Genomic DNA, 25,057 nt, shown 5'->3' on the forward strand with positions numbered 1-25,057 from the left:
GTGGTTTATTTTAAGATTTTAGTATTAACAGTTTCTCCCTTATCAGAAACGATTTTTACAACATATGAATTTTTAACTGAGCCATCAAGCTCGATTACAAAATCTCGGGATGTTTCAACCGCTTTTTTAGAGATTACCAGTTTACCGCTCATATCATAAACTTGAATGTCCGCTTTTTTCCATTTTGGATCAAATCTAACAATGTAATTTGTAACTGATGGATCGTAAACAACAAGTGTTCTTGAAACACTAGGAGCTGTTTTATCTACAGCCAAAGTAATATTACTTGGCTCACCGTAATACAAGTTAGCTTCTTCATTTGTTACCGCTACAACATCTCCTTGTTTAGCCTGTACTAAATTTCCATTTTCCGCTTTATAATAGAAACCAATTCCTGAAGATAACTGGTGTGTCCCAGCAGGAATAAGTTCTGCATTTTCTCTGATCTCGAACTTATAAGATTTAACCTGATCAAGTTTATAGTTAACTAACTTAACATTTTTACCTTGGAAGTTACTCTCATTAGCTTCGTTAATATATAACCAATAATTAGTATAATTGTTATCATACCCACCATTCAGCGCTTCTTCGTAAGTACCAATGATTCTGGTACCTGCTGAAGCCTGAACTGTTGTAGCTGTAGAAACCTGGTGTCCTGTTGTAAATGATGGAGAAACCACATAATATGTTCTGGAAATCTCTTTACCATTAGCATCAAGACCGATTACCCCAAGCTGTTTCACTGTACTGTTTGTACCTTTACCAGCCATTCTGGCTGCATTTACACCGTTAGGGGTACCTGCTGCTCTTGCTGTTGATTTGAATCTTCTCAGTGTATTAAAATCTAAAGTCTGAGCTGTATTGTCTCTTAACTTTATTTTAAATGACTGCATAGGTTTCATTACTACATTATCAACATCTCCAACAGCTGGAGCAACACCATCACCTGTAGTAACAAAAGTAACCACCTGAGCACCTGTAGCATAAGTAGAACCTCCCGGAAGTGTAACAACAGTACCCGGGTTATATTCAATACCCCAGATATTTTTTACAGCATTTCCGTCTGATCCGGTAACACTTTCAGTATATCCGATATTAGATAAATCTAAATTGGTAAGGAATGGGTTACCAAACTGATACCAGTTTTGTCCAAATGTTCCAGCCCATGCGCTTGTAGTAAACTCAAAACTGTCATCTAAATAAGTGTTGTACTTTTCGTTGTAAGAATTCACAGCATTACCACCAGCTCCGAATACGACATTAGAAGGTCCCAAATTAGATTTTCCTCCATTCTGCAATGTTACAGTTCCAGCTAACGGAGCATATGGCTTTCCGTTAATATTGAATACTGTTCCGGTTGCAGGTGTGCTTGGATTCCAATCATTATTGGTAACTTTCAGCATATAATATCCCGGACCATCAGTAGTTGTAGTTGCTAAATTTGTAAAATGTGCAGAAACTGCATTAGCGTTGTCCCACTTAAGAATTGGATTGCTGTATCTCCCCGTATTGAAAGTCTTACCAACTTCAGTAGATAATGAGCTTAAAGCTTTACCATAGAAAGGCAAAGCAACTTGTTGGAAATAATTACCACTACCATTACTTGTAGTTCTGTACTCTTTGGTTACAATACCCGTAATGTTGGACTGGGATAGCCCATCGATGTACAGCTGGCCATACGTGGAAGTAGCAAAAGAAGCAGGGGTATTAAGTCTTAAGATGATATTTCCACCGTCAGTTTTATCACCTGTTCCGGCAGCATTAATTGTCTTAAAAGCATCTGTACCAGATCCTACAACCATAATATTTCCATGCACGTCCAAAAGGCCATTACCCTTTGTTTGTACACCTCCACCGCTATAAACTAGGGTGCCTTCGCTCACATACATATTAGCATTAGTGTCAACATGACATAGTATCTGCGCCTGAACAGAATAACTAATTGCTAAAAGACCTATAGCAAATAAACTTTTTCTCATTGTATAAATTATTTGTGTGTTAATACAATCTTCACCCGCAAAGGTATTATTATTTTTCTTAAAAAAAAAATTTTTTATCTATTAATCAAAACATTATCTTCATTTAAGATGATATCTTTCTCCTCTCCTATTGAAAACATATAGTCTTCTAGAACTTTTTCGGTGGTCCCTCTAAGACCTCTTGCACCTAGTCCTTTTTCAATAGTTTCTTCTACGATTTTTTCAATGGCTCCGTCTGTAATAACCAAATTTGTGCCATCCATTTTGAAAAGTTCCACAAATTGATTCACAATAGAGTTTTTAGGTTCCTTCATGATTCTTACCAGAGTCTCTTTGGTGAGTTTATCAAGGTAAGTGATGATTGGAAATCTTCCTAAAAGTTCCGGAATTAATCCGAAAGTACGAAGATCAATTGCATTAATATTTGTTAATATATATTCGTCTTCGTCAGTTTTATTGATTTTTTCAGAACTGAACCCGATGGCCTGCTTGTTCATTCTTCTTTCGATGATTTCTTTGATTCCGTCAAAAGCCCCTCCTGCAATAAATAAAATATTCTGAGTATTAACCTGGATGTATTTCTGATCCGGGTGCTTTCTTCCTCCCTGTGGCGGAACATTCACAATACTTCCTTCCAGCAGTTTCAGCAATCCCTGCTGTACTCCTTCTCCGGAAACGTCTCTTGTAATACTTGGGTTGTCTGATTTTCTGGCAATTTTATCAATCTCATCAATGAAAACGATTCCTTTTTCAGCTTTTTCCACATCATAATCTGCCACCATAAGAAGTCTTGAAAGGATACTTTCAACATCTTCTCCTACATATCCGGCTTCTGTTAGAATAGTAGCATCTACGATACAGAAAGGGACGTTAAGCTCTCTGGCAATCGTTTTTGCCAGAAGGGTTTTACCTGTTCCGGTTTCCCCTATCATGATAATGTTTGATTTTTCAAGCTCCACCTCCCTGTTTTCGTCCTGAGCATGAAGCAACCTTTTATAATGATTATATACAGCGATTGAAAGCTGCTTTTTTGCCTGATCCTGTCCAATTACATACTGATCAAGGAATTCTTTGATCTCTTTTGGTTTTTTAAGCTCATCCATGCTGTCTGCAGGTGAATATCCTGTTTTGGATGCACCATCTTTTACGATCGCATGTGCCTGCTCTATACAATTTTCACAAATAAAACCATTCTGCCCGGAAATCAGCATCTGTACTTCATTTCTTTTTCTGCCGCAGAAAGAACATTGGTTTGAGTTCATATGATATAATATATATGTATATGTTAAAGAAAATCGTAAAAAATTACTTTTTTACGATTTTCTGGTTGTTAAGAATTCATAATTGAGTGTTGAATCTCTGTATATTCTTCGTTCGTTAATTTTAATCTTTCATTTCTGAAATTCATATCTTCCATCTTATTTAAAGGAATCAGATGGATGTGCGCATGAGGAACTTCAAGTCCCACCACTGCTACTCCTACTCTCACACATGGAACTGCAGTTTTGATCTTCTTGGCTACCTCTTGGGCAAATCCCCAAAGGTTTTTGTATTCTTCACTTTCAAGATCAAAAATCAGATCCACTTCTTTTTTAGGTACAACTAAAGTATGTCCCTTCACCAAAGGCATTGCGTCTAAGAATGCAATAAAGTTTTCATTTTCTGCAATCTTATAAGAGGGAATTTCGCCATTAATGATTTTCGTGAATATAGTGCTCATTTTATCAGAAGTTTGGGTTAGATATTTAGAAGTTTAGAAATAGAAAGGGATATCAGACTATAAAGAAATGTCTAATACTTCGAAAGACAGTTTGTTTCCGTTGGGTAAAATAATTTCAGCAGTTTCACCAATAGCTTTTCCTAACAGGCCTTTTGCGATAGGTGTATTCACAGAAATCTTCCCTGTCTTCAGGTCGCTTTCATTATCCGGTACCAATGTAAATACCTGCTCCTGCTTGGTAGCATTATTTTTAAGTTTCACTGTTGTTAAGATTGAAACTTTTGAAGTATCTAATTGGCTTTCGTCTATAATTTTAGAAGTAGAAATAACATCTTTCAGCTTGGAAATTCTCATTTCAAGCATCCCCTGAGCCTCTTTAGCCGCATCATATTCTGCATTTTCCGATAAATCTCCTTTATCTCTTGCTTCTGCGATCTGCTGAGTAATTTTTGGTCTCTCCACAGTTTCCAACTGTTCCAGCTCAGCTTTCATTTTCTCTAGGCCCTCCTTAGTTACATAGCTTGCCATAATTTTCAAAATTTAGTTTTAGTATAAAAAAATAATCCGACATTTGCCGGACAATGTTTTCGTGTTGTAATCGTTTAATTTTTACAAATATATAAAAATTTAAATTGAAATGAAAAAAACTTTTTCAATCTTATCCATTTTCAGTTTATTGATTTTCAGCAATTTAACCACAAACTCATGTGGAAGCAGAGAAGATACGGTAACCTGCTTTCCCAATGTTCCTATCAATGTATCACTTAATTTAAACCTGCCTGCTTATTATGCTTTAAACAATATCAACGGCTGGATTTATGTGAACGAGCAACAGTCAGGAACCAGAGGATTGATTATTGTCCGTACAGCCAACGGATTTAAAGTGTATGACAGAAATGCACCGCACATATGTCCTGATAACAATACTACTCTTGAGGTAAAAGATAATATTGCCATCGTATGTCCTGAGGATAATACCAGATGGATCTTAAGTACGGGACAACCGGAATCGGGTGCAAAAACTTCTCTGCCACCTAAGACCTATCCTTACAGTTACGATGCTGCAAGTAAAACCTTAAATGTTTATTATTAAAAATACAAAATGAAGATCGTTATACAAAGAGTCTCCGAAGCCAGTGTAAAAGTGGACGGAAAAATTGTGGGTGAAATCGGAAAAGGGCTTATGCTGCTGACAGGTATCGATGAAAATGATGAAAAAGCTGATGCAGACTGGCTTGTACAGAAGGTTTTAAATCTTAGAATCTTTGGTGATGAAGATGACAAGCTTAATCTTTCTGTGAAGGATATTTCAGGAGAAATTCTTTGCATCAGCCAGTTTACATTAATTGCAGATTATAAAAAAGGCAACAGACCTTCTTTCATAAAGGCCGCAAAACCGGATAAAGCTATACCGCTTTTTGAGTATTTTAAGGAGGAAATAGCCAAATCGGGATTAAAAACAGAAAGCGGAATTTTTGGAGCTGACATGAAGGTTTCTCTGGTCAATGACGGGCCTGTAACCATTGTAATGGATTCTATTACCAAAAGCTAAGCAGAAAAAGACAAATATGTAAAATACATCCGATACGCTTCAATTTATGAAGCGTATTTTTTTGATGAGTACGTATAAAATATGCGCTCTTAACCCTCACTGGTTTTGAAAACCTGTGAGGTTATGACTCAAAAACAAAAAAAATCCTTTACACAAAAGAAAAGAGTAAAAATTTTAAAATTAAATTCACAAAAATGTGATTTGTTTTCATTTTATTATTATTTTTGACGCAAATCAAAACTGATTCACAACCATTTAACAAAATTGTATGAAAACAAAAATCAATCTTTTCGCATTGTTTGCGTTCTGTTCTACTCTGTCATTCGGGCAGGACAGTCAGCCCAAAATGGCTACTGAACAAAATTCAATTATTTATGTATGCTTTTCAAAAGGCATCAATTCAGAAAAAACAGCCTTCAGCAGAAACGCTGATCTGGAAAGATTTTCAAGAGAAAATCACATCGCATTCAAGTATGATCTGGACTTCACAGACAGCAAACTTGATGAAATGGCCAGAAACAGCAAGGCCATCGGAAATTCCACGGAATCTGTGGAAAAACTGAAAAGAATTTATAAGGCTGATATTCCTATTCAAAATAAAGAAACCTCAGAAAAAATCATCCATACTCTGGAGAGGTTTCCTGAGATAGAATATGTATCTGTAATGAGTGGCGAGCCTATCGAACCACCTTTGGTAAATGCTTTTGTGGCAACTCCTGATCTGGAAAGCCTGCAGACCTACCTGAATGATAATCCGGGAATCAACGCCAAATATGCATGGTCCCGAGGAATCACAGGCCAGAATATCCGTGTGCGGGATGTAGAATATGGGTTCTATAAAACTCACGAGATGCTGTCTAATCAAAACTCCATACAACTGGAACCGGGATATTCTCCAAATGCCGGACTGGCCAATAATAATTACCGTGATCACGGAACGGCAGTAGTAAGTATTTTAGGTTCTGTAAAAGATAATATTGGGCTTACGGGAGCAGCCTACAATACTTCTGAGATAAAAGGCTATATGGAATGGACGACAGTAGGTTATAACAGAGCTTCTGCCGTGAGCAGATCCATCAACGCTTCTCAGGCCGGAGATATTATTTTGTATGAAATGCAGACTGGCGGAAAAGACGGGCAATATTGTCCTGCAGAATATGATAAAGTAATCTGGGATCTTACAAAAGCTGCTACTGATTCAGGAATCATTATTATCGCAGCGGCAGGTAACGGGAATCAGAACCTGGATGACCCTTTTTATGCTACGTATCTTGCGAGAGGAAACAGCGGAGCTATCATTGTAGGAGCAGGATCTCCCAATACTACCCATTCAAAATTAAGTTTCAGTACTTATGGAAACAGAGTGGATGTACAGGGCTGGGGAAGCAGTGTGATGGCAGCAGGTTATGGGTCTTATGCGAAATATGACAATGATAACAACAGAACCTATAATTATTTCAGCGGCACCAGTTCTGCTACGCCGGTGGTATCTTCTGCGGCTATTTTGATCCAGTCTTACTATCGTCAGACTACAGGTCAGTACTTAACCCCTTCAGCGATGAAAAACCTTTTAATTTCAACGGGGATTCCTCAGGGAGGAACTGTGACCGGCCAAAAGATCGGACCTCTTCCCAATGTGAAGAATGCGATTCTTCAGCTGGAAAGTAAATTGGCAACACCTGTTACAGCTTTACCGGCATTGGAAGTTAAGATCTATCCTAACCCGTCCAGCAGTTCTATCGCTATTCAAAGCAATGAAAATAAAAAACTGGATGTAGAGATTATTAACCTTCAGGGTCGTACGGTTATCAAAAATTCAGTTGTACCAAATGAGAAAATTGATATTTCCCAATTACCGACAGGTCAGTATATTATTAATATTAATGAAGGCCAGAGAAGAGTTGTTGAAAAACTGACAAAGCTCTAAAAAATAAAGATTTTTATATACATTTTACTTCACATTAAACCCTCTTCCAGAATACTGCAAGAGGGTTTTAAATAGTAATTTTTTTTGCACTTATTGCGCAGGAACACTGCTGAAATTCAGTGCCACTTTGATGTTCATATCTGAAGAGGTCTGATTTTTCAGCTCGTACACTGTTCTTACTGTTAAACCAGAACTTTTTACAATTTCATCCAGAAATCCGGTATCATTAAGATCAAGATTTAAGCTGGAAGAATTGGTGGAAATATTGGAACGCGAAGCGATGAGTCTTTCTCCCGTTCCGTTGGATGAAACGTATATTTTTACAGTTTTGAAAGCACCCAGATTTCCTCCTGAAGGAGAAGCTACAGAGATTTTCGCATCTGAAATTCTTACGTCTTTAATTTTTGCATTGTTATTTCCTCCGAACCAGGTCTGTACATTGGTAGCTGTTGCAGTGGAAGAAACTTCTTTATCTGCAGGAACTCCCGTAGACACCAAAACATTCGTTGTGTATGGAAATGTATTCTGAACCAGCGACTGTACGGTTCCGCAACTTACGAGTACAGCTGAAGCGGCCATTGCTGTTAGAACTATATTTTTCATAATTTTTAAATTTTAAACTTAAAGGTTAGTTTGCAGAAATTGTACCAAATTGATTGAATTTTATTCTACAGTTACCGTAAAACTTCCTTTTGTATTTCCGGAAGCCATGTTACTTTTCCCGATAATCAGCCATACTTCACCTTTTCCGGGAGTATCATAGGTGATTTCTCTTCCGAAAGGCCCATCATAATTTCCGTTTGGAAGTCTGATCTGATTGAACCGGATATTGAAGTCCTTTTCTTTGGTAGAAATTTTTGCTTTGATGTTCGGGCGGTCGTAGTGGGTCAGTTTTAAAATAAAATCCTGATCATCTTTTGTAAATTCTTCTCCAATGGTAAAAGGCAGCTGATTAGCATCCGCGGTTCTTATGATCTGTCCGTCTTTTTCATTTCTCATCACCCCTTTTCGCAGAACTTCCTTAGTGGCCGGAGCATTGTTAATAATGGAGTCTTTCTTTCTTAATGCTGCAGAATCTGTTTTTACCACAGAATCCGGCATTTCTGTTACCACTGTAGAATCCTTCTCCGGAACGTTTGTCACAGCTGGATCTTTTTTACAGGCAACAATAATCAAAGGAATTAACAATAAGCTTTTTTTCATAATAATTATTTTAAGAATGGATCAACATTAATTATGCTGAGCTCATTTAAATGCTAAAACTGTTCCAATCCGTTTAATGATTTGCTTCCCGGCCGCAATTCTTTTTCTTCACTGATGCCCGACCATTTAAATGTAAAGTACATAAAGTTGAGCATAATTCCCATCAAAAGAGTAACACCCCATGTTTTGGTATATTCCATCGGATAAATAAATCTCACTACAATATCAGAGAACAGGCCGAAAGGATTATTAAGTACATCCCAGCTGTTCCATCTCAGAAAACGGCCAAGATAAACTCCAAAGCTGCTCATGAAAAGAAAAAATACAATAATTCCATTGATACTATTTTTTTTCCCGTAATAAGAAAGTTTTTTTTCAATATCATTAAGGCTAATAAATCCGCAGATCAGGCCGGTCCATGCATAAGAAAGAATCACAATGAGATCATACCAGACCGGGATTGAATTTCTTGCTCTGAGATGAAAAAGATCTGTCAGGATGTAGGGAGAATTGGGAAAGAACAAAATCCAGATTATAATAATAAAGACCAGCGAGATTTTACTTCTGATATTAAAAGCAAGAACAAAAGAACTTAATAATAAAGGAATCCACGCCAGAAAGAGGTTCCAGTTGAGAAACAAAAACACTTTTGTATCACTGATATAGTATCTAAAAGCAGAAAGACTGAAACAGAATATGGTCATCATTATCAACAATACATTAATTTTAAATTTTGAGGGTTCTACAAAGTTTTTCATGATCTTTTATTTTATAGTCTGATAATATAAAATCTTTGAAAGAAAGTTTTTGGATGTTTCGTTTTTCACCTTATCCTGCAAGGTCTTTTTAAGTTTCTCATCATTTTTTTCATCCGCATATTTCAGAAGTGCTTTTTCACTGAAGTTGATAGACGTTACATGATAGTTGACCGCAAAATCCTTTCGTTTCATATTCTGGGAAGTAATAAAACCACCCCAGTTGAAGTAACTGCACACAAGGACAGTTCCATAAAAATACCAGATCATTGTATTAACAAGGAAAATATTTCTTTTTTGCTTTTGAATTTTAACATAAGTCAGAACAAGGCCGATCAGTGATAAAAGCAGGAAAGCAAATACACCTAGTCTTTTATAGGTAAATGCATAATAAACAATATACTCATAATTTTTAAGGGCTGCGGAAATAACAAGAACAGCATTAAGGAAAATCCATATTTTGGCTAATACTTTCAGTGAACCTGCTTTCGGATCAAAATTAAATCCTGATTTAAAATAAAACATAATCACAAGAATTGCCATGACAATAGACATAATAACGGCGTTTACTCTCTCATGGGTTTCTTCTGAAAGCTGAACAGGTGTTTTTACAGCTTCATAAAACTGTTCATAATTATAGGTAATAATAAAGAATACCAATAAAACATTCAGCAAGACAAAAGAAATAATTCCGCTTATTCTTTCTGCATCAAGATCAAGAAAGGAATAAGTAGCTTCGGGAATCCGGGATTCTTTGCGGAACTCGTTATCCAGAACATGATTGTTTTTATAGATCAACTTTTCCACTGCATAATTCCAGTAATTAAAGGCAATAAAGAATCCCAGCACAGAGAGACAGAATACCTGCCATAGATTAATATCCAGCTCATAATCTGTGAAAAGGGCTGCAAAATGGTCGCTTCCTGCAGAATATATTCCAAAGAAAACAGAAACCAGCACCAGCGGAATCAAAAAGAAAGCCAATGTCTTTTGCCAAAATCCTGAAAAATTTTTCTTAGGCAGCCACTCATCAAAGCTAAAAAAACGACAGAAGGAAGTACAGCTATTCACAATAAAAACCGGTATTAAAAAGAGAATCTTCAGCCTTCTGTTCTTTGATTTATATCCCAGCAAAAGCAACGAGCTCACCACTGCAATAAAGGATGTAAAATCTCCAAACCAGGCAAATGCAATGCTGGATAGAATACTTGTTGCAAAAAGGCCATATAGTATTCCTGTTTTATTTTTTGCAGGTGTTCTGAAAAGTGTTAATAATGCGTAGACAATTCCAAGAATTCCAAGATTAAGCCCCAGCTCCTGATCATAAAAAACGATGACAAAGAGAATGGCTGTAAGAAATATATAATGATGTGTTTTCATGAGGTTAATTATTTAAAAGATTGAAAGAATTGAAAGATTTAATTTACAGAGATAGAGATTAGCAAAAATTAAAGAATAGGGTGAGGTATAGAAAAGTAACAGGGATATTGAGCAGCAATAGAAGGACAGAGTTTCCGTTTCTTTTCTTTTCGGAAATATCACTCAGGAATTCCATCAACTCATATAAAGTGATCAACAGGTTCGTTACAGCAGCAATCACAACGTAATAAAACCCAAATATGATCAGAAATTCAGCTCTTGTGATCCAAAATAAAAGCAGCAAAGAGGTACCCAGCAAAAAGGAGATTAAAAATGTCTTCTCCCCTAGTGGGCTGAATTTTATTTTTTCCATTATTTTTAATTTTAATGAAGAACTATCGTTTCTTTCTGTTGAATAAAATCTTTCACATGCTCATAATTCTGCCATAGCAGCTCTTCAAAATCCCAGTAATGAAAGGCTCTCATATTTTGTCCCTTTTTATACGCTTTGATATAAATTTTCGCATACTCAGGCAGTATAATTGTTCCCAATACGATTGCAGCCAACAGATGTGCATTGAGTTTACCGTTTCCAAGGAGCAGATACTGCATGGCAATTTCATCTTCGAAGCTCGTTCCACAACCGGTAATCAGATGGTGTACATCATGATTTTCCATTTTGGGGATCATCGAAAAACCGTGTTTTCTGTAAAATTCTCCCAGTTTTCGGCCTAAAGAATCTTCCTGAAACTCCAGCAGTTGTTTTTCATTGAACTGCCACTGTCTTTTTTTCTTTTTGAAATATTTTCTGTATAATTTTTGAGTTTTATCGTATACAAAAAGCAGAAACTGAACACGTATTTTTTTCATAGTGAATTAATTAAAAATAACAAGATTGCATCCTATTATGGTATAAAGTATAGCTATGGGTATATTGATCAGAATTAACCCCGCCGACTGTAAACAGGCTTTACTTGCAGACCGGTCTGCAGCAGCATATATCAACAAAACTGATAGGACAATAACATTGAATACAGTTCCATAAGTAATCAGTAAAAATCCTGAGTCTGCAAACCAATATTCTTTTGTTAGAATGTATCCGAAAAGACAGATATTTCCGGCTAAAAAGAATAATCCGAATATGAATCTTCCGAAGTATATAATTTTTTGATCTTTCATTATTTCAAGGTTTAAATAAAGAAGGCTGATCAGCTTCCCGCAAACGGGCTTCCGAAGATTCCTACTGCTAATTCGCCCCAGATAAGTACCAGAGCCAGCAATATGAGAATGCAGATCATCATTCTCTGACTTTGCTTTTTGATTTTATTTCTAACCATATTGATCAGAAAAGCGGTTGTAAAAAGCAAAGCTCCCGCAATAAGAAAATCTGCTCCTGACCAGTTCACTTCCTTAGAAAACAGATTGCCAACCAAGGGAATACTGAGTAAAGCCAATGGAAGGGCATAAATGGCGATTGTTTTTTGTTTCTGTGTCATCATTTTATTTAATTTAAACATATAAAGTACTTTGTAATTCAAAGTTAATTTTCAAAAAAATATAGGACTATCGCCCCAATAATTTTTCCAGTGCATCTAAATGCTCATTAAACGCCTGCCTTCCGCTCTGTGTAACACGATAAGACGTTTTAGGTTTCTTCCCGACAAATTCTTTCTTTACTTCGATATAGCCTGCTTTTTCCAGCGCATTGCTGTGGCTGGCAAGATTTCCGTCTGTAATTTCGAGCAGGCTTTTCATTTCAGAAAAATCAACCCAGTCGTTAACCATAAGAACGGACATTATCCCCAGTCTTACACGGCTTTCGAATTCTTTATTGAGCTGATTTATTTTGATCATTTTACTTTATCTTTATTCTGAAACACTGCTAAAATGCAATATGCTTGATTATTATTCCGATTTTCACTACTCAATAGCAAAACCACATCTCATTCATTATTTATACTTCTTATGCATGATCAATCCATACACAATATGCAGAACACCAAAACCAATGGCCCAGAACAGCAATCCCCATCCTAAAAAGAACAAAGAAATAAGTCCCAAAATAATCTCAAGATATCCTAAATACTTTACATCCGTTAATGTATATCGTTCTGCGGCTACCAGAGCCAATCCATAAAAAATAAGCGTAGCCGGAGCAATGAAAACAAAAAGATGATGATAAAGAAGCGCAAGGCAAAAGACACCACCTGCTGCCAAAGGCACTGCAAAGGTAACCAAAAGTCTCTTTGTTGTAGCATCCCAGATCTTCAAACCTTTCTTTTTACTTTTATGAGCTGTAAAAAGATAACCGCTGAGGATTGCAATTACCAGAATAACAATACCAATCAGGACAAGCTCTTTAACCAAGGCAGGTCCCAGAATATTTCTGTCCCCATCAAAATAACTGATTCCTTCCCTCTGAAAAACGCAGTACACATATACAGCACCGATAATAGCCGTTAAACCCGCAACAACTCCTGATAAACCACTTAGCGAAATAAATCTGGAGGACCGCTCCATCATAGAACGGATATGCGATAAGTCTTCGTGATAGTTTTTTGAATCCATAAAAAGAACTTTGAATTACAAAGTTATGATTTATTTTCAATCTTCCAAGTTTTTTTTAAAATTCTGGAAATAATTCTCATCACGATATATTAATTGTTTTATAAGCAGCGGAAAAGCTAAAACTTGTATCCTGACATATAATAATGCACAAAAAATCCGTAAAAACAAAAATTTCTACGGATAGCTTTTGGATTAAAATCCTTTATTTTTATACCTTATTTAGCCCTTAACCTTTCTTTAATAGACTCAATATTTTTCTTTGCAGAATCTTCAAGAATAAGACTTGCACTCATGTGAATTCTTGCCGGCATCAATTCATTGAAATGATCTGTTCCTTCCCATGAAACTTTTTTAATTAATGCTAAAGCATCACTGCTTCTGGATGCTAAAGTCTGCAAAAATTTCTCCAGCTTTTCATCCATTTCTTCAATAGTATCTGAAACCGAATGATAAATATTATGCTGCTCAGCCCATTCAGCAGATCTGAAGTCTGCATCAATGGCCATAGCGGAGAATTGTGACTTACCTATTTTTCTTTCAACATAAGGGCCAATTACAAAAGGGCCAATTCCAAGATTGATTTCTGTAAGTGCAAGAGCCGAGTCTTTAGTAGCAAAACAATAATCTGCCCCGCAGGCAATCCCTACTCCTCCGCCGGTAGTTTTTCCCTGTACTCTTACCACAACAATTTTCCCACAGTTTCTCATTGCATTTAAAACTTTGGCAAAACCTCCGAAAAATTGTGTGGAAGCTTCAAGTTCCTCAATGGCTAAGAGCTCGTCAAAACTTGCTCCTGCACAGAAAGCCTTCTCACCGGCACTTTTCACTAAAATAGCTTTCACTTCTTCTTTTGCCCCTTCTTCAAGGATAGTTTCTGCCAGTTTTTCCAAAATTGCTCCTGGAAGAGAATTACTTTTAGGTGTTCCGAAACTGATTTCGGCAATATTATTTTTAATTTCTGATGCTACAAATTCGCTCATTTTTATTTTTATTGGATTCTTACAAAAATACGAAATACAGCTCGTTCAGAGAAACTTAAAGTATAAATTTTCTTTTCCGAATCCGCAAAATTCAAGACATTATTACGTAGAAATACGGAGTTTTTAATTTGGTATTTTCTACTCTAGTACCTGCCTTTTATTAATTGTTCCTTTGAACTAAGAATTAATAACCAAAAGGCGGAATCTGAAAAGCCTGTAAAAAGAGTAAGAAATCTAAAAAACTAAAAACATATTATCATGGACGAGTACATTGGAATCGTAAAATTATTTGCAGGAAATTTCGCACCTAGAGGCTGGATGTTTTGTGATGGAAGTTTAATAAGCATCTCAAGAAATTCTGCTTTATTTTCTATTTTAGGAACAACGTACGGTGGAGACGGTATCACTACTTTTGCCCTGCCTAACTTAAAAGGACGTATGGCTTTGGGAGCAGGGAATGTAAACTCCGGCGAAAGTTATCCTTTGGGAATCGTATCCGGTACAACACAAAATACTCTTTTATCATCGAACCTCCCAAGTATAGGAGCCGGATTTCAGCTTAAAGTAGCGAATAAGAATGCCAATTCATCTACTCCTACAGCTACCTCAACAATTGCCATTTCAGGAACGCAAGTGGGAAGAGATTTCAATGCAGTACCGAGTTTCGTGAATGATGCCAACCCTGATACAACTATCAATCCGTTAAGTATTTCTTATACAGGACAAGGCTTACCGCTGAATAATATGCCTCCTTACCTAGGCTTAAATTATATCATTTGTGTTGAAGGTATTTATCCGCCAAGGGATTAATATCCACACCATCACCTAACATTTAAAACCAAACATCATGAAAAGCACTACTTTTTTAGCAATCTGTAGTCTGCTCATTTCAATTTTTTCATTCGGGCAGACCAGTACAGAACAATTTGAAACGGAATCGCACGGAAGTACAAGCTTCACCGATAATGGAGTCATCTTTAATATCATTTCACATGTAAGTGTTTTTGATATTCAGGGTAATTTCCCGGGAACCGGCTGGAGTGGAACAGCAAATGATAACAGATACATCGACAATTCGAATAACTCACAATCCCCACCGTCATTCAGCATCAAAACCACTTCCAATTTGTTTAAAGTAAACAGATTCTGGATGTATCTTTCTGCATTGAATCTGGATCTTAATGTTGCAGGAACACTAACTGTAACCGGAAAACTAAGTGGCGTAACAAAATTTACCCAAACAAAAACAACCGGATTTGCAACAAGCTTAGGTAGCACGAATGGATATACTTTGATTGATCTTACCAATTTAAATGGTCAGAATTACTCAAATATTGTGATTGACGAGTTACAAATCACAGCAAACGGAGCCTTCCGATATGTAGGCTTCGATGCTTTCACCTGGGTAAAAGACAGCAATCTGGTACTGGGGACTTCGGAAGCTAAAAGCACCAAAAAAGACCTGACTGTTTATCCTAATCCAACCAACGGACCTCTTTCTATTACAACAGAAAAAGCAAGTGAAGCTATGATCTACAACCTGGATGGTAAAATGCTGAAAACTATTCAAACTCAAAAAGGAAATAATGAGGTTAATATTTCGGAACTTCCAAAAGGGGTTTATATTATTAAAACAGCAACAGAATCTACCAAAGTTATTAAAAACTAATATCAGAAAATTTTATAAGTTCCATATCCCACAAAGATTCTAATTCATGAATGACAAATCCCTTTTAACGAAGGGATTTTGTCATTTTTTCAGAGCTAAAATATATTTGTCTATATAAAGCTGTTTTTCTTTTGATTTGTACTGCTGGATATATCTTGGATGCTCCAGAACGGTCATCGTCTCAAAGAGTTGGGTTTCTTTGTTTAATTTTGAAATGAATTCGGCATTCTTTTTACCCAGAACAAAAACTTCTGAGGTATCCAGATTAAGGCTGATATGCTTCTTCAAAGATTCGATCATAAAATCTTTGACTGAATTGAAGAGTTCTTTATCATCATAATAGTTGGCATTGAGCCAGCCGTTTTTTGTTTTTCTTACAATAGCCAGCGGAAATGGAGAATTGATATAAATATCTTTATAGAAAAGATCAGCACCACCATAGTCTTCAATCATATCATACATAAATACAGAAGAAACTTCATGGGTACGGGCAGATTTCATTTTGATTCCGCAGACATTTTCCAGTCTTTTTGTATCGGTAAACGGAACTCCGGTTACTCCCGCACCATGACGGCTGGGATTAATTCCGATGATGAATTTCCTCTTAGCTGAATCATCGTAGAATTTATGATAAAACTCTTCCATCACCTTCAGCGTCTCAGGATTATCCAGATAAGGATTCAGGACTTGAAAATCATCAGGAAGATTTCCTGTGTAACTAAGGTTTTTGTTGAAATCTATCACATGATCCGCAAAAGTTTTATCCATGAAATCATTTTTATTGTAAAGTAACAAAATTATCCTGTTGCTCAAACCTTTTATCATCATCCTGTCAAGGTTTAAAGTCTTGAACGATAAATATTTTAAAGAAACTTTTCGCATCCGTTTTTTTATTATATTCGTTTTCAATAAGATAACACTTATTCAATTAAAACTTCTAACCTATGATTGGAATTATTATTGAGCTTATCATTTCGTGGCTTCTCCTGAGGTTCATCGCAAAAAAGGACCTTTCTGTTTTAGGATTTAAACCCAGCCAGGCAAGATTGATTAACCTGAGCATAGGTTTTCTTTTGGCAGCTGCAGTATGCAGCGTTTATCACATCCTGACAACAGCCTTTATCAATAACAGCTGGATACTGAATAAGCCAATATCATTTTCTGCAGCATTGATGAGCTTATGGTGGATTGTAAAGTCTGTTTTGTTTGAAGAATTACTTTTCAGAGGGGCTTTGCTATATCTTGCTATTGAAAAATGGGGAACAACAAAAGCCTGCATTTTATCTGCTGTCTGCTTCGGAGTCTACCACTGGTTTTCTTATAGTGCATTCGGAAATCCTTTTCAGATGGTAATTATTTTTGTAATGACGTCTATTTTTGGGTGGATGCTCGCAGTGTCCTTTGCTAAGACAAAATCTTTGTACCTTCCTATAGGTCTTCATCTGGGCTGGAATTTGTTTAATATTCTGATATTCTCGAACGGACCGCTTGGCAAGCAGCTCCTTATAAAAGCTAATGCAAATCATCTGGAAGGAATCCCTTCATTGCTTGTTTTTTTGTTTCAGATATTCGCGTTACCCATTTTAATGTACGGATATTTTAAGTTTAAGAAAAAAATATAAAAAACTGCCAATCACGAGGAGTAGCAGCTTTGTGTATTGTTTTAAGTTAAAAAAGTCTAAGAATCCGCACAGATATAACATGCTCTGGCAATATCAGGCCATCTTCCAGGAAGACAACAGCTTCCGGGAGGACAAGGATTAAGGGTGCAAGACCAGTTTGGCCCGGCTCCTTTAAGAGATCTCAACTCATGTCTTGAAAGTTTTTTTAAGTTTTTCATAGTGGTTTGTTTTGGTGTTCTCTCCTACTCTGTATGCTTTTCGGATTTCGCCTATTAAAGTTAGTAATTTTTCAAACAAAAAACCATAACTAACTGAAATAATGAATATTTCAATTTATATAAGACTAATATTCTAAAGGCTTATAATTTCTAAAAACCTTATAAAGATCCTTATCATTTCCTGTGAATACTTTTTCTTCAATAACCTTAAACTTGCCTGTAGAATCTTTTTCTTCCACCACTATTTTATCAGAAACATCTACCCGTGCAAATTCATCCAGAGAATCTTTTTTAATTTTTAGAAATACTGTTGTGATAGAGCCTGTTAAAATTACAGAATTGATACACTTTAGTTTTGAATTAAAACTCAGGTTTGGATAATTATCTGAATTTTTGATGTGGATAAAATTTTTATTTTCCGGTTCATACACGAATAAGGTCATTACCATATTTCCTCCTCTTCCTGCGATTCCACTTTGATACGTCACATCATTAAAGCCATCATTATTAAAATCACATATCTGAACATCTAAACCTGTTACTCCATCTTTGATAAATTTAAAAGTATTTTTTAATTCCCAGGTATGAAACATAGATCCTTTACTTTCTACCCAAATATCTTTTAGATCATAAACATTCAAGGTTACAAATACATCACCATTCTTAATATGTCTAAATTTTTCAAACTCTACTTTAGTTTTGCCTTTTCTTCCCACATTCAGACTGTCAACAAATTTTTCTTCAGAATAATAGCCGTCTTTATCTTGTTTTAGATTTCCCGAACAGGAAAAAAGAAATAAAATTGAAAAAGCCCAAAAGACAATGTTAAAAAAGGTTTCTAATGATTTCATGATTAAAAATTTTCTGATTTTATTACTTATGTTAAGGTTTCAAAACTTGGCAGGAGTTATTAAAAAGTCCCTTTCGGTTTAAACCGAAAGGGATTCTAAATTTATATTTTATTTTGAATTAAATCAATCCAAATTGCTGGAAGTGGTGGGTAAAATGCTTTTTGTGCATCAGTTCCCACATTTCTTTATTCAGTTTTCCGAAAACGTAATTCATGTGCTCTGCCTGCGGGTTTTCCTTGTAGTAGATTACAAATTTCTTCAGGTTATCCATGAATGATAATTTTGCTGCTTCCAGATTTTTATGTTTGGGTTCCGGAAGTGAGCCATCCTGAGGAAGGAATGGAGCTGTAAATTCTTTCGGCATTGCTCTGTGATTGTAAAGAGAATCCTGCCATTTTTCAAGATTTTCTTCAGGAGTGAAACATTTTTCTGCTTCGGGTTCTCCAAAACTCACCAATACCGCTTGCTCCAAATGCTCAATCATCTGCTGCGGAGACATTTTTCCCCAAAGCGCAGGAGTACTTTCCGTTAATCCATTCAATATTTTCTGAATATTTTTTACATTCAGATCGATGAAAGGAGATTGTTTTGCTACCAATGTCAGGATCGTTGCTACACATACAATCTCATCTCTTTGGTTTACAACCTCAACCAGCCATTTTACAACACCGGAAGGGATATTTCTTCCTTTTACTCCTCTGTTGATTTTTTCTTTTGCTGTTAAATAAACCGTGATGGTATCTCCGGCGTATACAGGTTTGAAGAAGCTGCAGTCTTCCAATCCGTAATTAGCAATTACAGGTCCTTTTTTGCCTGAAACAAATAATCCTGCTGCTGCTGAAAGGATAAAATATCCATGAGCAACCGTCTTATCGAAAATAGTGCCTGTTAAACTTGTTGCATCTGTATGGGCATAGAAATGGTCCCATGAAACATTGGAGAAATTAACGATATCGGCATCAGTAACAGTTCTTCCTGCTGTTTCCAAAGAATCTCCTACTTCCACTTCCTCAAAATATTTCTGGAAAGGATGTTTGTCTGAGAATTTTTTCTCAGCTCCCTGCTGATAAATCTTAGTGATTGCTTTCAGAACATCCGGTGATCCCTGAATAGCTGTTTTCTGTAAGAAGAAATGAAGACCGCTAAGTCCGCCCATTTCTTCACCACCTCCCGCTCTACCAGGACCTCCGTGCATCAGTGTCGGAAGTGGAGAACCATGACCTGTGCTTTCTTTAGCGTTATCTCTGTTCAATACAAAGATTCTTCCGTGCTGAGAGGCCATTTTCCACGAAGTTTCGGCGATAAAGTTTTCGTCATGAGAAACGATAGATCCTACCAGACTTCCTTTTCCTCTTTTTGCCAGTGCAGCTGCTTCTTCAGCATCTTTATACGGCATCAATGTAGATACCGGTCCGAAAGCTTCTACATCATGAGAGATATTTTTTTCAAAAGGTTTGTCGTTCAGGAATAGTTTCGGACTCATAAATGCCCCATTTTCATAATTGGCATCTACCAGCTCGTGTTTTCCGTCATAGACAAGTTCTGTTTCTGATTTTAATAGATTTACTTTTCTTAAAACTTCTTCATACTGCTGCCTTCCCACCAAAGATCCCATTTTGGTTTCTCTGCTTAATGGGTTTCCGATTTTTGTCTGATCTAAAGCTTTAGACAAAGCATTCTGAACATCACCGATTAAATGCTCAGGAACAATAATTCTTCTGATCGCTGTACATTTCTGTCCTGCCTTCGTGGTCATTTCGTTGCGGACTTCTTTGATGAACAGATCGAATTCCGGAGTTCCCGGTTTGGCCTCTAGTCCAAGGATAGAACAATTCAACGAATCGGCTTCCATATTGAAACGAACGGCATTTCCTGCAATAGAAGGAAGTGATTTCAATTTTCTTCCCGTGTGAGCAGAACCTGTAAATAAAACAGAGTCTCCATCCTGAACATAATCAAGAATATTTCCCGGCTCTCCACAAACTAACTGAACAGCTCCTTCAGGCAATACTCCACTTTCAATCATATCCTGAAATACCGCATTGGTAAGGTAAGATCCGAAAGGAGACGGTTTTACAATAGAAGGAACACCCGCCAGCAAGGAAGTGGATAATTTTTCCAACATTCCCCACACCGGAAAGTTATAAGCGTTAATCTGTACAGAAACCCCTTCACTTGGCGTTAAGATATGGGTTCCCAAGAAAGTTCCGTTGGCAGAAATCTTCTGAGTATCGCCATCTACCCAAAATGAAGTATTGGGAAGCATTCTTTTTGCCAACCCGGAATAGGTAAAGAAAGTTCCGAAACCTCCTTCGATGTCCACCCACGAATCTATGTGGGTAGCTCCTGTTTTGTATGATAAATCATAATATTTTTTCTTTCTTTCTAACAGGTAAAGTGCTACTTTTTTCAACATTTCTCCACGATCGTAGAAAGTCATTGAAGAAAGGTTTTTATATCCTACGGTTCTTCCGTAGTCCAGAGCCTGTTCAAAATTAAGTCCTTCTGTATCGGAAACAGCTACCTGTTCTCCTGTAACGGCATTGTACAAAGGAATTCCGTTTCCGGTACCTTCTACCCATTGTCCGTAGATATAGTTTTTTAACTTTTCCATAAAATATTTAATTTATCAATGTAGAAGTGTAACAGTTTACCAATAATTGTTTGCTGTGGATTTATTGTTACATTTTTACATTGGTATATTGTTACATTTATTTTTATTTCGGTTCCTGATAAGGAAACATTTTCACCAATCCTTCATATAAACTTCTGTGAAGAATGGTTGCGTGATTGTCTGTTTCCATCATTTTATATTCCAATGTCCAGTTTTTCTTTCCTGCTTTTTTTAAAACATCATAGAAAGCTTCAGCATCTTTTACCATCACCGGATGTTCTCCTTTCCCTACAGAAACATAGACAAACTTTTTAGTATCCGTAGATTTTGAAAGCAGTTGTAGAGCCTGTTTTAAAAGGCTTTCATCATCCCACCATAAGCTTGGACTGATGATAAAATAGTTATCAAACATTTCCGGATTTTTCAAAAGGATTTCCGTTGCCAGAAGCCCTCCCAAAGACTGACCGAAAAGGTATTTATCTGTAGTTTTAAACTGACTTTCCACGTAAGGCTTTAGTTCTTTTTCAACGAATGCAATAAACTTATCTGAATGTCCTGTTGTAGGATAGTCTTTTTGTAAGTCTTTCAAATCCGTGTGAAATGTAAAATCTCTTTTTCTGTCTACATTAGCAACTCCCACCACAATGGTTTCCGGCATGGAATACATCTGATTAAAGAATTGTACTAATCCTGTCACATGAATAAAATCTTCATTGATACTTCCATCCAAAAGATAAATTACCGGATATGATTTTGTTTTGTCATATCCCTGCGGAAGATAAATATTCAGCGTTCTGTCTTCATTTAATGTTTTGGACTTAATGGTCCTCACTTCTCCGATGGTAAGCGGTTTTGTAGCAACAGTCTGTGCTGATAACGTACACGCCACCGCAAACATTATGCTGCATGCAAGTGCAATTTTTTTAATCATATTTATTTTTGTTAAACCCAACGGGTTTTTGAAACCCGTTAGGTTTGATTATTAGCCATTATTCAAAATTTAAAAAGTCATATTCAACAGTAGATTGATGATAATTTTTAAAAACCTCTACCGAATCAAAATACGGCATGATTTCTTCTCTATTCAATTTACTTCCTTTTTCAGGATTTAAATATGAATTATACGAAGAATGCTTCCATTGGTCAATTTTATTTACAAATCCGTGATTAACCGGATTATTATGGATGTAATGGAGAACTTTCAATAAATATTTCTCATCTGATATTTTCTTTCTTTTTACCGCATTCAGAAAAAGAGCTCCTTTTCTATTATATTTTTTGTTGTAAGCTTTAGCATAAGCATTCAATAAATTACCAAAATTCTTCATTAAAAACTGATGCTCATTTTCACTATTCACATCATCAAAATTCTTAAATCTTAACAACAAATGAAAATGATTAGGTAACAGACAGTAGGCATAAATATCAGCAACCGGAAGAATATACTTTTCTATCTTTTCCAGAAAAAATTGATAATTTGAGGGTTCACGAAAAATAACTTCAGTCCCATTTACATGAGAGAAAATGTGATAGGTACCTTCAAATTCAAAATTTTCTGTATTAATCATTTTAAATCTGGTATTAATTTAAACCTAACGGGTTTTAGAAACCCGTTAGGTTTGATTATTAGCCATTAGTTACTTTTATTTTATATCATCCCAGATACTGTAATCCACAACTTTGGTTGGGATCTGCTGAACATATTCTGTAAAAGGCTCACAAGGAAGAATAGCTTCTTTTCCTTCCCTTGCCAGCTCCTGATATAATTTTGTTCCTTCTGTTTTCCAGTGAATCATTTCATCAGAAACATCACGGATAATTTTCGCAGGGCTTCCCACCACTAATTTTCTTGGTTCACATCTGAAATTAGCAGGTACAAAAGCCAATGCTCCAACGATACTTTCATCACCGATATAGGCTTTGTCCATTACAACGGAATTCATTCCAATCAGACAGTTTTTTCCGATGTGTCCTGAGTGAATAATTGCACCGTGCCCGATATGTGCAGATTCTTCCAGGATTGTTTCTATATTCGGGAAAACGTGAAGGGTACAGTTTTCCTGTACATTGGCTCCGTCTTTAATAATAATTTTCCCCCAGTCACCGCGAATGACCGCATTGGGACCGATATATACTTCCTCACCTATTTCAACATTCCCGATAATGACTGCCTGCGGATGAATGTAGGCGGAGGGCTTTATAATGGGACGAATCCCGTGGTATGAGTAGATGTTCATTTTTTTTAATTTGAAAATCTGAGAATGAGATAATCTGGAAATTAATAATTTCTTTCAACATTCTCAAATTAACTCACTTTCAAATTCATTATACTTTTTCGATGACCATTGCATATCCCTGACCTACACCGATACAAAGGGTACACAATGCATACTTTTTATCCTGCTTCTGAAGCTCCATTGCTGCAGAACCTACGATTCTTGCTCCAGAAACTCCCAGTGGATGACCGATTGCAATTGCACCTCCGTTCGGGTTTATTCTTGCATCGTCATCTTTCAACCCTAAGCTTCTTGTTACAGCCAGTGCCTGTGCTGCAAATGCTTCGTTTAATTCGATGATATCCATATCTTCCAGGGAAAGGTTTAATCTTTTCAATAGCTTTTGAGTGGCTTCTACCGGTCCGATTCCCATGATTCTTGGTTCAACACCGGCTACGGAAGATCCCAGAATTTTCGCTTTGGGTTTTAATCCATATTTTTTCACCGCATCTTCACTTGCTAAAATCAAAGCAGCGGCTCCGTCATTCATTCCTGAGGCGTTTCCGGCAGTTACCGTTCCTTCTTTTCTGAAAGCGGGACGAAGTTTGGCCAACCCTTCCATCGATGAAGTTGGTTTAATGAATTCATCTTTTTCAAAAACGACTGGATCACCTTTTCTCTGAGGAATTTCAACTTTTACAATTTCTTCTGCCAGCCTTCCGCTTTCCTGAGCCTTAGTTGCTTTCTGCTGGGACCAAAGGGCAAATTTATCCTGATCTTCCCTGTTGATCTTGTGAATATCTGCTAAGTTTTCTGCAGTTTCCCCCATCCCATCAACCCCGTACATTTCTTTCATTTTAGGATTGATGAAACGCCAACCGAAAGTAGTATCAAACATCTGGCTGTCTCTTCCGAAAGCTGCGCTTGGTTTTGACATCACGTAAGGTGAGCGGGTCATATGCTCTACTCCTCCTGCAATATAAATTTCTCCTTCTCCTGCAGCAATGGAACGGAATGCATTGGCTACCGCAGACATTCCTGAGGCACATAGTCTGTTGACAGTTTCTCCACCGATTTTATAAGGAAGGCCAGCCAGTAAAAGTCCCATTCTGGCAACATTTCTGTTATCCTCACCCGCCTGATTGGCACATCCGAAAATAACGTCTTCAATTTCCTCAACTGGAACTTCAGGGTTTCTTGCTACCACTTCTTTGATCACAATAGCAGCCAGGTCATCGGCTCTTACTTCTGATAATCCTCCCTGCAGTTTTGAAATGGGAGTTCTGACATAGTCTATGATGTATACGTTGTTCATTTTTATTTGCTTTAGGCTTTAAGCTATATGCAACAGGCTCTATCAGCTTCAAAAAAGCTTACTAACTATTGCTTCAAGCTTACTGCTTATTATAATTCTGTTACTTTTTTCCCTATTTTGTAAACTGTTCCTACAAATTTTGCAATCAGTTCTTTGTTTTGATTGGTAATCTGAATGTCATAAACAGCTGTTTTCCTCGTATCATTGACCAAAACACTTTCTGCTCTGAAAACATCACCTTCTTTTCCGGCTTTGGTAAAATTGATGATACAGTTCAATGCTACAGCTGCATCTCCGGTATTATTGGAAGAAAATGCCAGCGCAGAGTCTGCAAACGCAAAGGTTACTCCGCCATGAACTGTTTTCAGTCCGTTCAGCATATCCTTCTTGATTGGCATTTCTATTAAACAGTAATTTTCTTTTACTTCAATCATTTTAATATTCATCCACTGGGAAAAATAATCCTGATTGAACATATAATCTGCTACTTGTCTTGGATTCATTTCTGT

The 25,057-nt window shown here is 36.6% G+C and carries 30 protein-coding genes; 6 read left to right on the top strand and 24 right to left on the bottom strand.

Features of this window, described 5'->3' with window-relative positions; translation table 11 throughout:
• Positions 1-5: 5 nt before the first annotated feature.
• From AC59HC_RS17120 to greA, 4 genes are all read right to left on the bottom strand, one after another.
• Positions 6-1,979 carry a T9SS type A sorting domain-containing protein gene (locus tag AC59HC_RS17120; RefSeq protein WP_110010701.1) on the bottom strand — a complete coding sequence of 658 codons (1,974 nt, stop codon included), beginning with the start codon at positions 1,977-1,979 and terminating at the stop codon, positions 6-8.
• Between the two features lie 74 nt (positions 1,980-2,053).
• Positions 2,054-3,241: an ATP-dependent Clp protease ATP-binding subunit ClpX gene (clpX, locus tag AC59HC_RS17125; protein WP_110010700.1), complete on the bottom strand. Its 1,188-nt coding sequence runs from the start codon at positions 3,239-3,241 to the stop codon at positions 2,054-2,056.
• A 68-nt stretch (positions 3,242-3,309) separates the two neighbouring features.
• Complete coding sequence (locus AC59HC_RS17130; protein WP_110010699.1) at positions 3,310-3,699, bottom strand: HIT family protein; 390 nt, start codon at positions 3,697-3,699, stop codon at positions 3,310-3,312.
• Between the two features lie 57 nt (positions 3,700-3,756).
• A complete protein-coding gene (gene greA / locus AC59HC_RS17135; RefSeq protein WP_110010698.1) occupies positions 3,757-4,227 on the bottom strand; it encodes a transcription elongation factor GreA in 471 nt (156 codons plus the stop codon).
• Positions 4,228-4,336: 109 nt separating this feature from the next.
• Between greA and AC59HC_RS17140 the strand changes: the two genes are divergently transcribed.
• From AC59HC_RS17140 to AC59HC_RS17150, 3 genes are all read left to right on the top strand, one after another.
• Positions 4,337-4,792, top strand: a complete 456-nt coding sequence (locus tag AC59HC_RS17140) for a hypothetical protein (RefSeq protein WP_411414632.1) — start codon at positions 4,337-4,339, stop codon at positions 4,790-4,792.
• Positions 4,793-4,801: 9 nt separating this feature from the next.
• Positions 4,802-5,251, top strand: a complete 450-nt coding sequence (dtd, locus tag AC59HC_RS17145; protein ID WP_343641196.1) for a D-aminoacyl-tRNA deacylase — start codon at positions 4,802-4,804, stop codon at positions 5,249-5,251.
• 268 nt (positions 5,252-5,519) lie between these two features.
• On the top strand, positions 5,520-7,178 hold the full coding sequence (locus AC59HC_RS17150) for a S8/S53 family peptidase (protein ID WP_343641194.1): 1,659 nt from the start codon (positions 5,520-5,522) through the stop codon (positions 7,176-7,178).
• A gap of 90 nt (positions 7,179-7,268) precedes the next feature.
• On the opposite strand, the gene AC59HC_RS17155 is transcribed toward AC59HC_RS17150, so the two are convergent.
• The 11 genes from AC59HC_RS17155 to AC59HC_RS17205 all read right to left on the bottom strand — a co-directional run bounded on the left by AC59HC_RS17155 (position 7,269) and on the right by AC59HC_RS17205 (position 14,043).
• Entirely contained in the window at positions 7,269-7,781 is a 513-nt protein-coding gene (locus AC59HC_RS17155) for a hypothetical protein (RefSeq protein ID WP_110010694.1), read from the bottom strand.
• A 60-nt stretch (positions 7,782-7,841) separates the two neighbouring features.
• Positions 7,842-8,381, bottom strand: coding sequence for a hypothetical protein (locus tag AC59HC_RS17160; RefSeq protein WP_110010693.1), 540 nt, complete (start codon positions 8,379-8,381; stop codon positions 7,842-7,844).
• A gap of 53 nt (positions 8,382-8,434) precedes the next feature.
• On the bottom strand, positions 8,435-9,139 hold the full coding sequence (locus AC59HC_RS17165) for a DUF1361 domain-containing protein (RefSeq protein WP_496559047.1): 705 nt from the start codon (positions 9,137-9,139) through the stop codon (positions 8,435-8,437).
• 6 nt (positions 9,140-9,145) lie between these two features.
• Entirely contained in the window at positions 9,146-10,516 is a 1,371-nt protein-coding gene (locus tag AC59HC_RS17170; protein WP_429816733.1) for a DUF4153 domain-containing protein, read from the bottom strand.
• Between the two features lie 58 nt (positions 10,517-10,574).
• A complete protein-coding gene (locus tag AC59HC_RS17175) occupies positions 10,575-10,868 on the bottom strand; it encodes a hypothetical protein (protein WP_343641183.1) in 294 nt (97 codons plus the stop codon).
• Between the two features lie 11 nt (positions 10,869-10,879).
• Entirely contained in the window at positions 10,880-11,365 is a 486-nt protein-coding gene (locus AC59HC_RS17180) for a Coq4 family protein (RefSeq protein WP_343641181.1), read from the bottom strand.
• Between the two features lie 6 nt (positions 11,366-11,371).
• Positions 11,372-11,674, bottom strand: a complete 303-nt coding sequence (locus tag AC59HC_RS17185; protein ID WP_227943471.1) for a hypothetical protein — start codon at positions 11,672-11,674, stop codon at positions 11,372-11,374.
• A 29-nt stretch (positions 11,675-11,703) separates the two neighbouring features.
• Positions 11,704-11,994 carry a hypothetical protein gene (locus AC59HC_RS17190; RefSeq protein ID WP_343641177.1) on the bottom strand — a complete coding sequence of 97 codons (291 nt, stop codon included), beginning with the start codon at positions 11,992-11,994 and terminating at the stop codon, positions 11,704-11,706.
• A 64-nt stretch (positions 11,995-12,058) separates the two neighbouring features.
• Positions 12,059-12,349 (bottom strand): winged helix-turn-helix domain-containing protein, encoded by a 291-nt coding sequence (locus AC59HC_RS17195; RefSeq protein WP_110010688.1) that lies wholly within the window; start codon positions 12,347-12,349, stop codon positions 12,059-12,061.
• 96 nt (positions 12,350-12,445) lie between these two features.
• Entirely contained in the window at positions 12,446-13,063 is a 618-nt protein-coding gene (locus AC59HC_RS17200) for a hypothetical protein (protein ID WP_202840515.1), read from the bottom strand.
• A 215-nt stretch (positions 13,064-13,278) separates the two neighbouring features.
• Positions 13,279-14,043, bottom strand: coding sequence for an enoyl-CoA hydratase/isomerase family protein (locus AC59HC_RS17205; RefSeq protein ID WP_202840513.1), 765 nt, complete (start codon positions 14,041-14,043; stop codon positions 13,279-13,281).
• A 258-nt stretch (positions 14,044-14,301) separates the two neighbouring features.
• Here AC59HC_RS17205 and AC59HC_RS17210 point away from each other — a divergent pair, with 258 nt between their 5' ends.
• Together AC59HC_RS17210 and AC59HC_RS17215 are read left to right on the top strand one after the other, a co-directional pair.
• Positions 14,302-14,853 carry a phage tail protein gene (locus AC59HC_RS17210; RefSeq protein ID WP_110010685.1) on the top strand — a complete coding sequence of 184 codons (552 nt, stop codon included), beginning with the start codon at positions 14,302-14,304 and terminating at the stop codon, positions 14,851-14,853.
• A gap of 37 nt (positions 14,854-14,890) precedes the next feature.
• Complete coding sequence (locus AC59HC_RS17215; RefSeq protein WP_496559048.1) at positions 14,891-15,712, top strand: T9SS type A sorting domain-containing protein; 822 nt, start codon at positions 14,891-14,893, stop codon at positions 15,710-15,712.
• An 81-nt stretch (positions 15,713-15,793) separates the two neighbouring features.
• Here the strand turns inward: AC59HC_RS17215 and AC59HC_RS17220 are convergent, their stop codons facing one another.
• Positions 15,794-16,480 carry an SMUG2 DNA glycosylase family protein gene (locus tag AC59HC_RS17220; RefSeq protein ID WP_496559049.1) on the bottom strand — a complete coding sequence of 229 codons (687 nt, stop codon included), beginning with the start codon at positions 16,478-16,480 and terminating at the stop codon, positions 15,794-15,796.
• Positions 16,481-16,656: 176 nt separating this feature from the next.
• Between AC59HC_RS17220 and AC59HC_RS17225 the strand changes: the two genes are divergently transcribed.
• Positions 16,657-17,334, top strand: a complete 678-nt coding sequence (locus tag AC59HC_RS17225; protein ID WP_496559050.1) for a CPBP family intramembrane glutamic endopeptidase — start codon at positions 16,657-16,659, stop codon at positions 17,332-17,334.
• A gap of 56 nt (positions 17,335-17,390) precedes the next feature.
• On the opposite strand, the gene AC59HC_RS17230 is transcribed toward AC59HC_RS17225, so the two are convergent.
• The 8 genes from AC59HC_RS17230 to AC59HC_RS17265 form a co-directional block, all read right to left on the bottom strand.
• Complete coding sequence (locus tag AC59HC_RS17230; protein ID WP_157885761.1) at positions 17,391-17,552, bottom strand: bacteriocin-like protein; 162 nt, start codon at positions 17,550-17,552, stop codon at positions 17,391-17,393.
• Between the two features lie 125 nt (positions 17,553-17,677).
• Positions 17,678-18,403 (bottom strand): XAC2610-related protein, encoded by a 726-nt coding sequence (locus AC59HC_RS17235; protein WP_202840507.1) that lies wholly within the window; start codon positions 18,401-18,403, stop codon positions 17,678-17,680.
• A 118-nt stretch (positions 18,404-18,521) separates the two neighbouring features.
• Complete coding sequence (gene paaZ, locus AC59HC_RS17240) at positions 18,522-21,017, bottom strand: phenylacetic acid degradation bifunctional protein PaaZ (RefSeq protein ID WP_202840506.1); 2,496 nt, start codon at positions 21,015-21,017, stop codon at positions 18,522-18,524.
• A gap of 103 nt (positions 21,018-21,120) precedes the next feature.
• A complete protein-coding gene (locus tag AC59HC_RS17245; RefSeq protein WP_202840505.1) occupies positions 21,121-21,948 on the bottom strand; it encodes an alpha/beta hydrolase in 828 nt (275 codons plus the stop codon).
• A 58-nt stretch (positions 21,949-22,006) separates the two neighbouring features.
• A complete protein-coding gene (locus AC59HC_RS17250; protein ID WP_202840503.1) occupies positions 22,007-22,585 on the bottom strand; it encodes a transposase in 579 nt (192 codons plus the stop codon).
• Positions 22,586-22,660: 75 nt separating this feature from the next.
• Positions 22,661-23,254, bottom strand: coding sequence for an acyltransferase (locus AC59HC_RS17255; protein WP_227943485.1), 594 nt, complete (start codon positions 23,252-23,254; stop codon positions 22,661-22,663).
• 88 nt (positions 23,255-23,342) lie between these two features.
• Complete coding sequence (gene pcaF, locus AC59HC_RS17260) at positions 23,343-24,548, bottom strand: 3-oxoadipyl-CoA thiolase (RefSeq protein ID WP_496559051.1); 1,206 nt, start codon at positions 24,546-24,548, stop codon at positions 23,343-23,345.
• 89 nt (positions 24,549-24,637) lie between these two features.
• Complete coding sequence (locus AC59HC_RS17265) at positions 24,638-25,051, bottom strand: PaaI family thioesterase (protein WP_034695815.1); 414 nt, start codon at positions 25,049-25,051, stop codon at positions 24,638-24,640.
• Between the last annotated feature and the right edge of the window lie 6 nt (positions 25,052-25,057).

Source organism: Chryseobacterium sp. DZ-32, assembly GCF_059587025.1.